Raw genomic sequence first — 14,962 nt, 5'->3', positions numbered from 1 at the left:
CCGCTCGTTGGAGCGTGCCGTTGGCATACAATCAGCGGCCGAATGAAGACGCCCGTTCGCTGAACCACGACCAACATCGGCAGCAGTCGTATCGATTGTGCCGAACGAGAATCACGCCGTCCAAGACTGGATTTGGATCAGGCCAATAACAACAGCTTATGGAGACCCAAGTGTTGCTTCGACACATCCGGTATCTCATCGCAGTGGCCGAACAAGGCAATTTCACCCGGGCAGCCGAGACCCTCCGTGTGTCGCAACCCGCGTTGTCGCAGCAGATCAGGCAACTCGAAAGCGAACTTGGCGGGCAACTGTTCGATCGCAGCGGCCGGGTCGTCCGGCTGACCGATTTCGGTCTCGCCTACATCGAGTTCGCCCGGCGCGCGGTGCTGGATCTCGAAGCCGGACGGCGGGCATTGCACGACGTGCGCGATCTGTCGCGCGGTCACGTGCGCGTCGCCGTTACGCCGACCTTCACCGAATATCTGGTGGGACCGCTGGTCGGGCAGTTCCACGCCATGCATCCCGCGATCACGATCGAGCTTTCGGAAATGTCGCTGGAAGCGATCGAAGCCGCCCTCGGCGACGATCAGGTTGACGTCGCAATCGGTTTTACGGACATCCGCTCCGACGACATCGAGATCGAGCCGCTATTCATCGAACGGCTGACGCTGGTGGCCGGAGGCGCGCATCCGCTCACGCGCGGCGCAGCCGCCGTGGCGCCGCCTCAGCTTGCGGGCGTGCCGCTTGCGCTCCTTACCGGCAACTTCGTGTCCCGTCGTTATATCGACGACTACTTTCACGCGCATGGCATCAAGCCGAACATCGCCCTGCAGGCCAATTCGATCAGCGCGGTGCTGAAGATCGTACGCCGCGGCGATGTCGCGGCGATCCTGCCGAGCGCCATGCAACGCGAACACGGCGATCTGTCGTATGTGCCGCTCGACCCGCCGTTTCCGACGCGCACGGTCGCACTTCTTAAGCGTCGGCGAGCGTATCGGACGGCGGCATCGGTCAGGTTCTGCGCGCTGCTGAAGGAGATGCTTCACGAGGGCGAACTGTCGGCGCTGCAGGATTTCGCCGAGCGCGGTCCGATCGATCCGGACTAACGATGACAGCGTGCCTTTGACAACGCGTCATGAAATCGCACGTGTCACCGAAAGTTCGAACGTTCGATTCTTTAGCGATGCGCTTTTCCAGTATCACCGTGAAATGGATTCAGGCCAAAGTCCCGCAAAAACATCTAATCAATTAAATATTCCGTAGCCCTATATCTTCTTCTTGTCACCGCTGTAGCGAGCGTTTAATATGCGCTACACGTAAACCCGTACCGAGTAGGTGACCATGCCTGTTGCAGCACTTACCTCTCAAAGGCAAGGAAGCGTCCGCGCATATGCTGGCGTCGTTGCAAAGCCGATAGTTGCAATCTCGGTCGCGTACTGCGTGCTGTCCAATATCAGCTTTCAGTCGTCGTCTGACGGGTCGCTGGCAATGCATCGCGCAGCACAGATGGGCCTGGTTTCCGAGGAGTATGCGGATCAACACGCGGCAGACCGCGTGCTCTTCAAGCATGTGGGTCCCGACCTTTTCGAGTACCGCGTTAAACGTCCGATCCTGAGTTACGCGGGTATCCCGTGGCTGGTCGCACGCCGCACGAATATCGACCTCGTGAGCCGATGCGAAGAACTCGGCCACGAAGCATGCAGTCTGAGAGCAGAATAGATCTCCTTCAAGTCCTCCAGCATGGCGCTCTTTCCAATTGCGAATCGGCTGGCGACCACCAAACGCTGCAATTGATTTAACCTTGTCGAGCATGCACCGGCGGGGTCGCTTCGTCGCAAAGATCCCATCCTCAATTGCAGTGGTTTTCAATGAGTGGAGCGAATGCGTCCGATGCCCGATGACATCCCAGAGCCGCAAGCCGTCTGCAATCCCGTCACCCGCAGTGCCATTTTCATTGTCGCCACGCTGAAGCCCGGCGTCGAAAGCGCGGACACCGTGCGCGCGTTGTGCGCTGACGTGGCCGCACTGGTTCGAGCAGTTGGCACGCGCGCTCCCACGGGCGAACTGTCGTGCGTGTGCGGCTTCGGCTCCGACGCCTGGAACACGCTTTTCGGCGCGCCCCGCCCCGCGAATCTGCACCCGTTCCGCGAATTTGGCGACCAAGCGCGCCGCGCTATCGGCACGCCGGGCGATATCCTGCTGCATATCCGCGCCGATCATATGGATCTGTGTTTCGAACTCGCAGCTCAATTGATGGCGCGGTTGGGCGATGCGGTGTCGGTGGTCGACGAGGTGCATGGCTTTCGCTACTTCGACCTGCGGGACATGGTGGGTTTCGTCGACGGCACGGAAAATCCGAGAGGCCGCGAGGCGTTCGATTTCGTCGTCATTGGCGATCAGGATCGCGAATTCGCGGGCGGCAGTTATGTGATCGTGCAGAAGTATCTGCACGACATGACCGCCTGGGAATCGCTCCCGGTCGAGGCGCAGGAGCGCATCATTGGCCGCCGGAAGCTGTCCGACGTCGAGCTTCCCGAAGGTATCAAGCCATCGTCGTCGCACAGTTCGCTGACGACCATCGAAAAAGAGGGTCAGGAAGTCAAGATCCTGCGCCACAACATGGCCTTCGGCAGGCCGGGCGCCGGCGAGTTCGGGACCTACTTTATCGGCTATGCCAGTTCGCCCGAACCGGTCGAACAGATGCTCGAGAACATGTTTGTCGGACGACCGCCCGGCAACTACGATCGGCTTCTCGATTACAGCCGCGCGGTTACCGGGGGCCTGTTCTTCGTCCCATCGGCCCCGCTCCTCGAAGCGCTCGCGGATCGCAGCCCGAAATCTCCGGACAGTACATCCTCCTCGCCTGGATGATTGACGAAGGCGCTCCGGTCCGGCATCGCCTCGTTACGCGAAAGGTCCCGCGCGTCAGGTCTGCGAACGCTTGAGGCGCATCGATACCGAGAACCGCTCCGCTGGATGGACGCTCACCGACACCTCGAAGGTGGCGCCCGATGCGTCCAGATACCGCCGCACGATTTCGAGCGCCGCCGTCCCGGCTTTCACGCTCAGCCGTTTCGCCATCTCGTCCGAAACGATGACCGCCTTTACGTCCTGCTGAATCTCCGCGATGCACCGTCCGTAACGCGCTTCGATCAGTGAACTGATCAGCGTGTCCGGATGCTGCTTCGCCGCCTCCGCCACTTCCGTGTACGCCGGATCGATATAGACGTCGGTCCAGCCGACCGGCGGACTTTCCTTGTCGCCGTCAATGCGCAGACTCGAAATGCGCAACCAGTGCGTCCCCTGCGCGCACCGCAGCGTCTTGGCGAGCCTGACCGAAGCGGCCACCTCCTCCGTCGACTGCACCAGCCGCAGGTGTTCCGAGCCGAACTGCACGAGATCGTCCACCGAAGCGAGCGACGGTCGGAAATCGTTTCTCGGCTGCACCGACTCCACGCGCGTTCCCGCGTTCTTGCGTCGCGAGACGAAGCCCAGTTGCTGCAGTTCGTGAAGCGCGGCACGAACCGTATGCCGGCTCGTTTGATAGAGGTCGCGAAGTTCGAGCTCGGTGGGCAGATAGGAGCCGACCGGAAAGCGGCCCGACGCGATGCCCTCGGTCAGGTCGCGGGCGATATCGGCGAAATGCGGTTTGTTCATTTTTCCTGGCGAAGCTGTCGATTTTGCGCGGCTAGGGTAAATCATAGCTTGATCGATATGTTCGAACATATTAATTTACATATGTCCGGACATATTGACGCGTCCGCTTCCCCTTCCAGGCACATCAAACGAGGTCGTCATGACGAGTCGCACTCTTCCCCAAGCCAGCACCGTGGTCGATTCCATCCTGTTTCGCGACGCTTTCGGCACCGCGAAAATGCGCGCGCTGTTCTCCGATCACGCACTGATTCAGCGTTACATCGACGTCGAAGTCGCACTGGCGAAGGCCGAAGCGCGCGTCGGCGTGATTCCGGCCGAGGCGGCCGAAGTGATCGCGCGCGAATCGACGATCGAGCGCATCGATTTCGACCACATGCGCGAGGAAACGGACATCGTCGGTTACCCGATCCTGCCGCTCGTGCACCAGCTCGTCGACATGTGCGGCGACGCGGGCCGCTACGTGCACTGGGGCGCGACCACGCAGGACATCATGGATACGGCGGTCGCGCTGCAGGTGCGCGACGCGCTCGACGTGATCGATGGCGACATCCGCGAACTGCGCGCGATTCTCACCCGTCTGGCGAAGAAGCACCGCGATACGCCGATGGCCGGCCGCACGCACTTGCAGCAGGCGCTGCCCGTCACGTTCGGCTACAAGGTCGCGATCTGGCTTGCGATGTTCGACCGCCATCAGGAGCGGCTCGCGCAGTTGCGTCCGCGCGTGGCGGTCGTCGAATTCGCTGGCGCGGCAGGTACGTTGGCGTCGCTTGGCGACAAGGGCTTCGAAGTGCAGAAGGCGCTCGCGGAAGAACTGAAGCTCGGCGTGCCCGCGACGACGTGGCACGTCGCACGCGACGGCTTCGCCGAGGCGGTCAACCTGCTCGCGCTCGTGACCGGCTCGCTCGGCAAGATCGCGCTCGACATCATGATCATGGCGTCGACGGAATTCGCCGAAGTCTACGAGCCCTTCGTCAAGGGACGCGGCGCGAGCAGCACGATGCCGCAGAAGCGCAATCCGATTTCGAGCGAACTGATGCTCGCGGCATCGAAAGCGGTGCGCCAGCATGCGGGCCTCATGGTCGACGCGATGGTCCAGGACTTCGAGCGCGCGACCGGTCCGTGGCATGCCGAGTGGATCGCGATTCCCGAGAGCTTCATCCTGTCGGCGGGCGCCTTGCATCAGGCCAAGTTCGCGCTCGGCGGGCTGATCGTCGACACGGACCGGATGAAGCACAACCTCGGCATCACCAAAGGGCTGATCGTGGCCGAGGCAGTGATGATGGGCATGGCACCGTTCACCGGCCGCCAGCAGGCCCACGACATCGTCTACGACGCGTGCCGCACCGTGAACGAACATGGCGGCACGCTTGCCGAAGCGCTCGCCGCATTGCCGGAAGTCACGAAGCATTTCGACCGCGCGGCGATTGATCGCATGACCGATCCCGCGAACTATCTCGGCCTCGCGCCGCTGATGGTGGACCGCGCAGTCGCATTGTCCAGCGACATCTGACCGAACACCCGTGGAGGAGCACACGATGAACAACCAAACCGCATCACACGACGAAGCGATCGTCGAGCCGCCCAAGAAGCTGCCGTGGTATCGCAAGCTCGGCATGCAGGTCCTGCTGGCACTCATGCTCGGCATCGCGATCGGCCTGATCTTTCCTAAGTTCGGCGCGCAACTCAAGGTCCTCGGCGACATCTTTCTCTCGCTCATCAAGGCGGGCGTCGCTCCGCTCGTGTTCCTCACGATCGTGCATGGCATCGCTTCGGCGGGCGACGTGAAGAGCGCGGGACGGGTCGGCTGGCGTTCGATCGTCTACTTCGAAGTGGTATCGACGATCGCGCTGATGTTCGGCCTGCTTGCGGGCAACCTGCTGCAAACGGGCAAAGGAATGACCCACGTGACCGTCGGCGCCGTGCCCGCGACCGCTGCACACGCCGCGCCCCAAGGCTTCACCGAGTTCGTCATGCACGTCGTGCCGGACAACTTCATCGGCGCGTTTGCGAGAGGCGAACTTCTGCAGGTGGTCGTGCTCGCCGTCATGGTCGGCATCGGCATACTTGCGATTCCCGAAAGTCGGCGCGTACGGATCAACGAAGGGCTCGACCTCGTTTCGGAAGTGCTGTTCTCGTTCATCAATCTCGTGATGAAACTCGCGCCGCTCGGCACGTTCGGTGCGGTCGCGTATTCGGTGGGCAGCAACGGCACGGCCGTGCTGATCGCGCTCGCGCAACTGGTGTTCAGCTTCTACGCGGTCGTGGTGCTGTTCATCGTCGTGGTGATGGGAATCATCGCGAAGCTCGCCGGCTTCAGCCTGTGGCGCTTCCTGCGCTACATCAAGGACGAGATCATGATCGTGCTCGGCACGGCTTCGTCGGAGAGCGCGCTGCCGCGTCTTCTGATCAAGCTCGAACGACTCGGCTGCGCGAAGCAGACCGTCGGCCTCGTGCTGCCGACAGGCTATGCGTTCAATCTCGACGGCACGTCGCTTTTCATGTCGATGGGCGTGATGTTCATCGCGCATGCGTATGGCGTGCCGATCACGCTGGATCATCAGATCGGCATCCTGTTGCTGATGCTGTTGACCTCCAAGGGCGCGGCCACGGTTTCGGGCGGCTCGTTCGTGGTATTTGCGGCAACCGTGACCTCGACCGGCATTCTTCCGGTCGAAGGACTGGCGCTGATCTTCGGCGTGTACCGGTTCATGTCGATGGCGATCGCCACCTGCAATACGATCGGCAACAGTCTCGCGACGGTGGTGATCGCCAAATGGTCGCGCACCTTCGATGCGACGATCGCCGAGCGTCACCTGTATCCGGAACGTTTCCCGGATACCGCACGGGCCGACGAGACCCTCGCCGACGGAAACCTGCTCCCCGAGGACATGAACGACGCGAATCCCCATCCCGCCGGCATTTCGATGACGAGCGCCGGCACGACGCGCTGACTGCTTCCGCGGCATGGAAAAGAACCGCAGGCGTCGTCAGGCAGACTCCGCCGGCGGTTTTCACAAACAACTACATCTGGCTTGCCCTCGCCGTGCGTCGCCGCTAAAATGCGAACAATTCCCATTTACTTTGCGGTGCAGTTATGTTTCTCGTGGTCGCGCAGCGATCCTTCGTCCGAGCGCGGCAACGATGAGGCCGTGGTTCGTTCGTTTACATCGATGGCTCGGCGTCGCGACGGCGCTGTTTCTTTTCGTATCGGGACTGACTGGCGCGATCATCGCGTGGGATCACGAACTCGACGCGGCGCTCAATCCCCCGTTCTTCTACGCGCGCACGGACGGTCCGGCGCTGTCCTCGCTCGAACTGGCACGACGCGTCGAAGCCGCCGATCCGCGGATCGAGGTGACATATCTGCCGCTCGGCGTCGAGCCGGGACACACGCAGCAGATGATGGTGTTGCCGCGCACCGATCCCGCAACCGGCCAGGCATTCAAGGTCGATTTCAACCAGATTGCTGTCGATCCCGCTACGGGCGAAGTGCAGGGCCGGCGCGAGTGGGGTGCGCTGTCGCTGGCGCGCATCGATCTGCTGCCGTTCATCTACAAGCTTCACTACACACTGCATCTGCCGTTCGTCGGCGGGCTGGACGTGGGAACGTGGCTGCTCGGCATCGTCGGCATTCTGTGGTTCTTCGACAGCGGTATCGCGCTGATCCTGTCGTTCCCGAGCGTGAAAGCGTGGCGCAAGTCCTTCGCGTTCCGTTTCAAGCGCGGCGGCTACGCGCTGACCTTCGACCTGCATCGCTCGGGCGGCGTCTGGATCTGGGGTCTGCTTGCCATGATGGCGCTCACTTCGGTGTCGATGAACCTCGCCGATCCGATCGTGCGGCCTATCGTCTCCGTTTTTTCGCCGCTCGCGCCGACGATCCTGAACAATCCCGAACTTGCCCGCCCGGCGAACGCCGGTGCGCCGCCGATCACCCGCGAGGCAGTGCTCGCCAGGGCGCTCGAGGACGGGCGCCAGCGAGGTCTCACGGAGCCTCCGGGCGCGCTCTACTACGCGTCCGCGCTGCATGCGTATGCTGTCGGCTTTTTCGCGCCGGGACACGACCACGGCGATGTCGGCCTCGGAAATCCCTGGCTGCATTACAACGCGACTACGGGCAAGCTCGTGGGAACGTCGATCCCGGGGAAGGGTTCGGCCGGCGACATCTTCATGCAAGCCCAGTTTCCGCTTCATTCCGGGCGCATTGCCGGCATCCCGGGACGTATTCTGGTCAGCGCGGTGGGCATCGCGGTCGCGATGCTGAGCGCGACCGGCCTCATGATCTGGATCAGAAAGCGCTCCGCTCGACGGCAATCGGCCGTGGTCAAGCAAGCTCGCTCCGTGCGCGGCAATTCCATCTCGTCCTGACCCGATCGGGCGATCGTCGGGGCAAGCCCGCGACCTACGTCTGATCGCCCGTCTCGCTTCTCAATTCGAGGGCGAGAAAATCGACGAATGCGCGAATACGATTCGACATCTGATGCCGCTGCGAATAGACGGCGAAGATGTCGGCGTTCGGTGTTTCGTGATCGGGAAGCACGAGCACAAGCGAACCGTCAGCCAGATACTGCTTGATGTCCCATTCGGCCCGCATCAGGATGCCGTGCCCATCCAGCGCCCACTTGACCGCGATTTCGCCGTCGTTGGTCGTCAGCGTGCCGTTGACCCGCACCGCCTCCGTCTTGCGCGATGCTCCCCTGCCCGACGTCAGGCGCCACACCCCGTAAGCTTCGTCGCCCTGGCGGATGCCGATGCAACTGTGCCGCGTCAGGTCATGCGCGGTCAATGGCATGCCGCGCGACGCAACATACGAGGGCGCCGCGCACAACAGACGCCGATTCGCCGCAAGACGCTTCGCGACCACCCGCGTATCGGGCGGCTCGCCAAAACGGATGCAGACGTCGTATGCATCGTCGGTGAGAGGTGGCGGCGTCACCGACAACTGAAGCTGCACGGCCACCTGAGGGTATTTGGCGACAAACCGGGAAATCGCCGGGGCAACGTGGCTTCGCCCGAAACCGAGCGTCGCGTTGACGCGCAGCAGGCCCTTCGGGCTCTTCTTCGCGGAGCCGAGCAGTTCCGACAGCTCGTCGATTTCGTCGAGAATTCGCCGCGCATGGCCGAGGTACAGCTCGCCCTCGGGTGTGAGCATCATCCTGCGCGTAGTCCGGTTGACGAGCGCGACGCCCGCGCGGCTTTCCATCTGCGTCAGGCGCTTGCTGACGGCCGCCGCCGTCAGCCCCAGTTCGCGGGCTGCCGCGCTCAGGCTGCCCGATGCGGCGAGCGTCGAAAAGAAGCTCAGATCGGCCGGCTGGACGGTATCGCGCATCGCTGTCACTTGTGAATCCAGGTTAAAGATGCTTTGAGTTTAGCACCGGTTTTCGAGTCCGGATGTGGGTAAAGTTCAGTCACACCCACAAACATTTGAAGGACGGAGACATGAAAACCTATCGCATCGCAACCATCCCCGGCGACGGCATCGGCAAGGAAGTCGTCCCCGCTGGCCAGCAAGTCCTGGAGGCTCTGGCACAGTCCAGCGATTCGTTCGCATTCGAGTTCGAGAACTTCGACTGGGGCGGCGACTATTACCGCAAGCACGGCGTGATGATGCCGGCGGACGGTCTCGATGCGATCCGCAACAAGGACGCGATCCTGTTTGGCTCGGCGGGCGACCCGGACATTCCCGACCACATCACGCTGTGGGGCCTGCGCCTGAAGATCTGCCAGGGTTTCGATCAATACGCCAACGTGCGGCCGACCCGCATCCTGCCGGGCATCGACGCACCGCTCAAACGCTGCAAGCCGGAAGACCTGAACTGGGTGATCGTGCGCGAGAACTCGGAAGGCGAATATTCAGGCGTGGGCGGCCGCGTGCATCAGGGACATCCGATCGAAGCGGCAACGGACGTATCGATCCTCACGCGTGCCGGTGTCGAGCGGATCATGCGCTTTGCGTTCAGGCTCGCGCAGTCCCGTCCGCGCAAGCTCCTGACGGTCATCACGAAGAGCAACGCGCAGCGTCACGCGATGGTGATGTGGGACGAGATCGCGCTGGAAATCTCGAAGGAATTTCCGGATGTGAAGTGGGACAAGGAGCTGGTCGACGCTTCGACGGCACGCATGGTGAATCGTCCGGAGACGCTCGACACGATTGTGGCGACCAACCTGCACGCCGACATTCTCAGCGATCTGGCGGCCGCGCTCGCCGGCAGCCTCGGCATCGCGCCGACCGGCAACATCGATCCGGAACGCCGCTACCCGTCGATGTTCGAGCCGATTCACGGCTCTGCGTTCGACATCATGGGCAAGGGCCTCGCCAATCCGGTCGGCACGTTCTGGTCGGTCGTCATGCTGCTCGAACATCTCGGCGAATTCGACGCGGCCAGGCGCGTGATGCAGGCAGTCGAAGCCGTGACGGCGAACAAATCCCTTCACACGCGCGACCTCGGCGGCACGGCAACGACGGCTCAGGTGACGGCTGCCGTCTGCGCGCTGCTCGACAAGGTCGCGGTTCCCGCAGCCAACGCGGCCTAAGCCAGGCTTAGCGACTCGTCGCGCTGCACGCCTGCTCACTGCGGGCGTGCACAGTCCCGATCTCGACACATGGCCGCAGCCCTTCGCGGCCGGGATCAACTCGTCCCGACGCTGTAGACACAAGCATCGACAGCCCAACAAGAAAAGCCGGCCGAACGGCAAGCGGACGACCTGCAGGTCATACAGCAATTCCATAGAGCACAGCTCAACACCTCCAAGGAGGAGACAAAATGATTTCCGAACTCGAAGCCCGGGTCTCCCGGAAGCTCATGCTGCGGATCATTCCGTTCGTGATGCTGCTTTACTTCATCAGCTTTCTCGACCGCGTCAACGTCGGATTCGCGGCGATGACGATGAACAAGGCCATCGGACTGTCTCCGGCCGCGTTCGGCCTCGGCGGCGGGCTGTTCTTCATAGGCTACTTTCTGTTCGAAGTGCCGTCGAACCTGATTCTCCACAAGGTCGGCGCGCGCAAGTGGATCGCTCGCGTGATGGTGTCGTGGGGCATCGTGTCGGCGGCGTCTGCGTTCGTCGTCGGGCCCAACAGCTTCTATGCGCTGCGCTTCATCCTCGGTGTCGCCGAGGCAGGCTTCTTCCCCGGCATCATTCTTTACCTCAGCCTGTGGTTCCCGAGCCGGCAACGCGCCGTAGCGGCAGCGTGGTTCATGGCGGCAGCACCGATCTCGACCGCCATCGGCTCGCCGCTTTCCGGCGCCATCATGAAACTCCCGCCGATCTGGGGTCTCGCCGACTGGCAGATGCTCTACATCATCGAAGCCGTGCCGGCGATCATCCTCGGCTTCGTCGTGCTGAAGTACATGACCGACACGCCCTCGAAGGCGCACTGGCTCCAGCCGGAAGAGCGGGACTGGCTGATCGCGAAGCTGAAGATGGAAGCGGACGCCAAGCAGTCGCATGCCGGGCATACGGCCGGCGCGCTCAGCGCCTTGCGGGATCCGCGCGTGCTCACGCTGGCGCTGATCTACTTCGGCACGTCGGCGGGCCTCTATACCCTTGGTCTGTGGGCGCCGCTGATCATTCGACAATACGGATTCGGCTCGTTCGAGACCGGTCTGCTTGCGGGTGTGCCGAGCATTCTTGCCGTCATCGCGATGATCGTCTGGGCGAAGCATTCGGACCGCACTGAAGAACGCACGTGGCACGTGGTGATTCCGTGTGTCATCGCCTGCCTTGGCTTCGTCTTTGCCGGGGGAGCCACAAGCGCGCTGATGATCATCCTGGCGCTCGTGGTCGTGAACATCGGGATCAGCGCCGCTAAAGCGCCCCTGTGGGCCATGCCGAGCATGTTCCTGTCGGGCTCCGGCGCGGCGGCCGGCATTGCGATGATCAATTCCGTCGGCAATCTCGGCGGCTTTGTCGGCCCGTTCGCGATCGGCTGGCTGAAGGACGTGACGGGCGGCTACTCGGCCGGCTTGTACGTGGTCGGTGCGACCCTGGCCGTCTCGGCAGTGGTGACGTTGCTGCTGAGCCGGCAATCGAAGCAGACGCCAGTCCCGGCCGCTGAACGGCACGGGCACTGAGAACAAGGGCCCACACGCCAGCGGGGCCACGCTCGTCCGGTCGGTGCGTTCACCGCCCGGACGATTTTTTTGAAGACGCGAGAACTCTGCCGGGCCTACGACCGCGCAAACGGCGTGCCGTCCTTTCGCACGAAACGACCATCGGCGTTGGCGCTCATCATGTCGACATCGGAACATGTGGTGATGTCGTCGATTACCCGTGACCCGACTTCGAGATACACCGCCATCGCTTCAGACCTGTTGATCATGTGATGGCCGTTGCCCGTGCTTTTTGGAAACGCGGCACAATCGCCCGCGCGCAACACGGTTTCGCCCTCATCCTCGACAAGCACCACTTCCCCTTCCAGGACATACACGAACTCGTCCTCATGCGAGTGCCAGTGACGCTGGCTCGACCAGTTGCCCGGCGGCAAGTGCATGAGATTCACGCCGAAGTCGCCGAGGCTGCCCGCCTCGCCGAGCCGCTGCCGAACGCGGTCGGCGCATGGCGTATCGAAAGGCGCCGGATAGCCCGAGCCTTTCAGCTTCTGCACAGCGGCAACGTTGATCCTGGGCATGGCTCGCCTCCCGTCGATGAAGTCGCAAAACGCACGAGTCAGTTCCCGCGCGGCGGTACGGCCGCCTTCGCAATCGCGGCGGCACTCGGCAGGCTCTCGACCTGCCAGCAGGTCTGCATCAGCGCCTGTATCTGCTCGCGGGGAAGAATGCCAGCAGCGAGATCGGCGAACTTGATCTCCAGTTGCTGATCGCTCATCGGGACCTCCAGACTGCCGATTGCATGCTCGATGAACTTGTGGAGCTTTCGCCCATCCTTCAGCGTGATGGTCATGTCGACCTGCTCCGGCCGGATCGACGGCACGACGGTTGCGGTCACCTTGTCGCGCAACGCGATGGTCTGCGGGTCACGTACTACGCTGTCGCTGTATTGCTTCTCGCCAGCGGCGCCGTCGATGATCGCCACCGCCACGGAGTGATAGATGCTGAACTTCCCTTCGAGACCGATCTGCGGAGTCTTCTTGCCGGTCAGTTCCAGCACCAGCGGGTGCACCTTCAGGTCGACACTCTCGATCATGTCCGGCGTGAGATGGTTTTCGTTGCGAAGCTGGATGGCGGCGTCGATTGCCGGGTGAATCACGATACCGCACGCAAACGGCTTGTAAGTGTTGAGGGTGGACTCATAGTGCTGCCCGAGACCTTCCGTGATCTCCCTATAGTCCTGCTTGGTGCTGATGGTGTTGGCCCATCCGCGCTTCGCTTCGATCATGCCGTCCGAACTCGTGTAGTCCCTGGCCGCGAGTAACGCGGCAAAAAGGCCGTTGGCCGCCGCACGGCCGGGGTTGAAGCTCTTGTTCATCGACCCGAACGACTCCCGCAGGCCGACCGGCTGCGACGCCGCGAGGCCAAGCGCCCACACCATCTGCTGCTCGGTGAGCCCCATCAGCTTGCCCGCCGCCGCGGCCGTGCCGAACACGCCGCAGGTCCCGGTGATGTGCCAGCCCACGTCGTAATGATTCGGATAGACGGCATTGCCGATCCGGCATTCCGTCTCGACGCCCAGCACCAGCGCATTGAGAAAGTCCTTTCCCGACACCGGCTGATATTCGGAGAAAGCGAGGATCGCCGACACGACCGGTCCCGCCGGATGAATAATCGTCTTCAGGTGCGTGTCGTCGTAGTCGAAGATATGGCTGCTCACGCCGTTGATGAATGCCGCATTCATGATGTCGAAGCGGTCGGTGCGTCCGAGGAGGCTCGCCTGCGGCGGCCCGGAGAAAGGCCCGAGCGCGGCCACTGACCGCTTGACGGGGTCCTCGCGCGAGCCACCGACCGCCACGCCAACCCAGTTGAGCAACGTCCTTACACCTTCCCTGCGGACATTGGCGGGCAAGTCTTCATAGCGCGCATTGACGAGATAGCGGGCCAGAATCTGCGTGACTTTCGGCGGCTTTTCGGACGTGGGTTGCGCGGGCGGTGTCGAGGCGGGACTGGCTGCCTGTGCGGTGGCGGGCGCGAGTGCGGCGGTGAGGACCGGTGCGGCCGAAGCAACCGAGGCCGCCACGCCTGTCTTCAGAAAATGGCGTCGATGCAAAGGATTCATGTACGTGTCTCTCTTGTTATCGTTGGACCGTGATGTCCTGATTTTGGGCGGCTTCAGGATACAGGCATCGCAATCGTCATGCTGCTGGCGGGCTCATCCTGGCGTCGCGCCCCGAGCGTCCGTCCCGAGTTCCGCGACGATGAAGTCGACAAACGCCCGTGCCACTTTTCGCGTCGAGCGCCCGAGCGGGAAGTACGCATTCACCGGAAGATCGGCGGTCTTCCACTCGGGGAGAAGCCGCACCAGCGACCCGTTGTCCAGTTCCTGCTGGCACGCCCAGATGGTGGTCGAAGTGATCCCGAGTCCTCCGGCCGCGCACGCAACGGCGCCCGCGATTGTGTTGGTCGAGACGTTCGGCTGAAGATCGACGGTGACTTTCTCGCCGTCGCGTTCGAATCGCCAGGAGGCGGCCAGCGTCGCAGCCGGGCCGCCGACAATCCGATGGTGCGACAAATCCGCAGGCGCGAGCGGCGTCCCTGCACGGTCGAGATAGGAAGGCGCTGCGACGATGACCCGCTGAATCGTGGTGATCAGCTTCGACGTGCCCGACGAGTCCGGAAGCGCGCCGACGCGAAATCCGACATCCACCGCCTCGCGCACCATGTCCTGCCACCTGTCGTCGAGCACCAGTTCGACGTGGAGTCTGGGGTGACGCTCGGTAAAAGGCGCAAGACGCGGCATCACCACGCGAAGTCCCATCGTGGTCGTCATGCCCACGCGCAGGAGTCCGCGTAGTTCCCCGCTTTCGCGGACACTGTTTTCGGCGTCTTCCAGCGCGGCCAGGATCGGCTCCATGCGCGCGAGGAATTCCGCTCCCGCCTCGGTCATTACCACCGCGCGCGTTGTGCGGGACAGCAGCCTGGCACCAAGCCCCGCCTCGAGATCAGCAACCATCCGCGACACCTGCGACTGAGCCAGTCCGAACTCCCGCGCCGCCGCCGAAAAGCTGCCGAGATGGGCAACGCGCGAGTAAAGCCTCAGCGTCAGGATGTCTTTCACCGGTTTTCCCCTCGCGCGGCGATGACGGGCGCCTGCCCGTGGCGGTCCGAAGCGGCCGCCGGCCTTCATTGATGTCAGGCCAGCATAAATATTAGCCAATTCCGACAGCTACCGCGCCGCCGCGATCAGCCTCATT

At 62.8% G+C, this 14,962-nt stretch carries 13 protein-coding genes; 8 read left to right on the top strand and 5 right to left on the bottom strand.

Annotated elements, in window-relative coordinates:
• Positions 1-170 precede the first annotated feature (170 nt).
• The 3 genes from cynR (at position 171) to AWB81_RS26075 (ending at position 2,871) form a co-directional block, all read left to right on the top strand.
• Complete coding sequence (cynR, locus tag AWB81_RS26085) at positions 171-1,106, top strand: transcriptional regulator CynR (RefSeq protein WP_062639428.1); 936 nt, start codon at positions 171-173, stop codon at positions 1,104-1,106.
• 334 nt (positions 1,107-1,440) lie between these two features.
• A complete protein-coding gene (locus tag AWB81_RS26080) occupies positions 1,441-1,719 on the top strand; it encodes a hypothetical protein (RefSeq protein ID WP_159938937.1) in 279 nt (92 codons plus the stop codon).
• Between the two features lie 171 nt (positions 1,720-1,890).
• Positions 1,891-2,871, top strand: a complete 981-nt coding sequence (locus tag AWB81_RS26075; RefSeq protein ID WP_062639440.1) for a Dyp-type peroxidase — start codon at positions 1,891-1,893, stop codon at positions 2,869-2,871.
• 54 nt (positions 2,872-2,925) lie between these two features.
• On the opposite strand, the gene AWB81_RS26070 is transcribed toward AWB81_RS26075, so the two are convergent.
• Positions 2,926-3,657 carry a GntR family transcriptional regulator gene (locus AWB81_RS26070; RefSeq protein WP_062639426.1) on the bottom strand — a complete coding sequence of 244 codons (732 nt, stop codon included), beginning with the start codon at positions 3,655-3,657 and terminating at the stop codon, positions 2,926-2,928.
• Between the two features lie 139 nt (positions 3,658-3,796).
• On the opposite strand from AWB81_RS26070, the gene AWB81_RS26065 reads away from it, so the two are divergent.
• The 3 genes from AWB81_RS26065 (at position 3,797) to AWB81_RS26055 (ending at position 8,022) form a co-directional block, all read left to right on the top strand.
• Positions 3,797-5,167: a class-II fumarase/aspartase family protein gene (locus tag AWB81_RS26065; protein ID WP_062639425.1), complete on the top strand. Its 1,371-nt coding sequence runs from the start codon at positions 3,797-3,799 to the stop codon at positions 5,165-5,167.
• A gap of 25 nt (positions 5,168-5,192) precedes the next feature.
• Complete coding sequence (locus AWB81_RS26060) at positions 5,193-6,608, top strand: cation:dicarboxylate symporter family transporter (protein WP_062639424.1); 1,416 nt, start codon at positions 5,193-5,195, stop codon at positions 6,606-6,608.
• 190 nt (positions 6,609-6,798) lie between these two features.
• Positions 6,799-8,022 carry a PepSY-associated TM helix domain-containing protein gene (locus AWB81_RS26055; RefSeq protein ID WP_062639423.1) on the top strand — a complete coding sequence of 408 codons (1,224 nt, stop codon included), beginning with the start codon at positions 6,799-6,801 and terminating at the stop codon, positions 8,020-8,022.
• 34 nt (positions 8,023-8,056) lie between these two features.
• Here AWB81_RS26055 and AWB81_RS26050 read toward each other — a convergent pair whose 3' ends face one another.
• A complete protein-coding gene (locus AWB81_RS26050; protein WP_062639422.1) occupies positions 8,057-8,983 on the bottom strand; it encodes a LysR family transcriptional regulator in 927 nt (308 codons plus the stop codon).
• Between the two features lie 110 nt (positions 8,984-9,093).
• On the opposite strand from AWB81_RS26050, the gene AWB81_RS26045 reads away from it, so the two are divergent.
• Both AWB81_RS26045 and AWB81_RS26040 read left to right on the top strand, forming a co-directional pair.
• Positions 9,094-10,188 carry a tartrate dehydrogenase gene (locus tag AWB81_RS26045; RefSeq protein ID WP_062639421.1) on the top strand — a complete coding sequence of 365 codons (1,095 nt, stop codon included), beginning with the start codon at positions 9,094-9,096 and terminating at the stop codon, positions 10,186-10,188.
• A 230-nt stretch (positions 10,189-10,418) separates the two neighbouring features.
• A complete protein-coding gene (locus tag AWB81_RS26040; RefSeq protein ID WP_062639420.1) occupies positions 10,419-11,729 on the top strand; it encodes an MFS transporter in 1,311 nt (436 codons plus the stop codon).
• Positions 11,730-11,824: 95 nt separating this feature from the next.
• Here the strand turns inward: AWB81_RS26040 and AWB81_RS26035 are convergent, their stop codons facing one another.
• The 3 genes from AWB81_RS26035 to AWB81_RS26025 form a co-directional block, all read right to left on the bottom strand.
• Positions 11,825-12,286, bottom strand: a complete 462-nt coding sequence (locus AWB81_RS26035) for a cupin domain-containing protein (RefSeq protein WP_062639419.1) — start codon at positions 12,284-12,286, stop codon at positions 11,825-11,827.
• 38 nt (positions 12,287-12,324) lie between these two features.
• Positions 12,325-13,827, bottom strand: a complete 1,503-nt coding sequence (locus tag AWB81_RS26030; RefSeq protein ID WP_062639418.1) for an MmgE/PrpD family protein — start codon at positions 13,825-13,827, stop codon at positions 12,325-12,327.
• Between the two features lie 93 nt (positions 13,828-13,920).
• Entirely contained in the window at positions 13,921-14,826 is a 906-nt protein-coding gene (locus AWB81_RS26025) for a LysR family transcriptional regulator (protein ID WP_062639417.1), read from the bottom strand.
• Between the last annotated feature and the right edge of the window lie 136 nt (positions 14,827-14,962).

It is taken from the genome of Caballeronia arationis, from assembly GCF_001544975.2.
Lineage (GTDB): Bacteria > Pseudomonadota > Gammaproteobacteria > Burkholderiales > Burkholderiaceae > Caballeronia > Caballeronia arationis.
Note: the sequence above shows the minus strand (reverse complement) of the source record. Positions and strands in the feature narration are given on the sequence as shown.

What these genes read in the sequence shown, in the direction of transcription:
- AWB81_RS26035 (WP_062639419.1), bottom strand. Translation starts at nt 12,286, where the DNA reads ATGCCCAGGATCAACGTTGCCGCTGTGCAGAAGCTGAAAGGCTCGGGC.
- AWB81_RS26055 (WP_062639423.1), top strand. Translation starts at nt 6,799, where the DNA reads ATGAGGCCGTGGTTCGTTCGTTTACATCGATGGCTCGGCGTCGCGACG.
- AWB81_RS26045 (WP_062639421.1), top strand. Translation starts at nt 9,094, where the DNA reads ATGAAAACCTATCGCATCGCAACCATCCCCGGCGACGGCATCGGCAAG.
- AWB81_RS26070 (WP_062639426.1), bottom strand. Translation starts at nt 3,657, where the DNA reads ATGAACAAACCGCATTTCGCCGATATCGCCCGCGACCTGACCGAGGGC.
- AWB81_RS26050 (WP_062639422.1), bottom strand. Translation starts at nt 8,983, where the DNA reads ATGCGCGATACCGTCCAGCCGGCCGATCTGAGCTTCTTTTCGACGCTC.
- AWB81_RS26075 (WP_062639440.1), top strand. Translation starts at nt 1,891, where the DNA reads ATGCCCGATGACATCCCAGAGCCGCAAGCCGTCTGCAATCCCGTCACC.
- AWB81_RS26060 (WP_062639424.1), top strand. Translation starts at nt 5,193, where the DNA reads ATGAACAACCAAACCGCATCACACGACGAAGCGATCGTCGAGCCGCCC.
- AWB81_RS26040 (WP_062639420.1), top strand. Translation starts at nt 10,419, where the DNA reads ATGATTTCCGAACTCGAAGCCCGGGTCTCCCGGAAGCTCATGCTGCGG.
- AWB81_RS26030 (WP_062639418.1), bottom strand. Translation starts at nt 13,827, where the DNA reads ATGAATCCTTTGCATCGACGCCATTTTCTGAAGACAGGCGTGGCGGCC.
- AWB81_RS26065 (WP_062639425.1), top strand. Translation starts at nt 3,797, where the DNA reads ATGACGAGTCGCACTCTTCCCCAAGCCAGCACCGTGGTCGATTCCATC.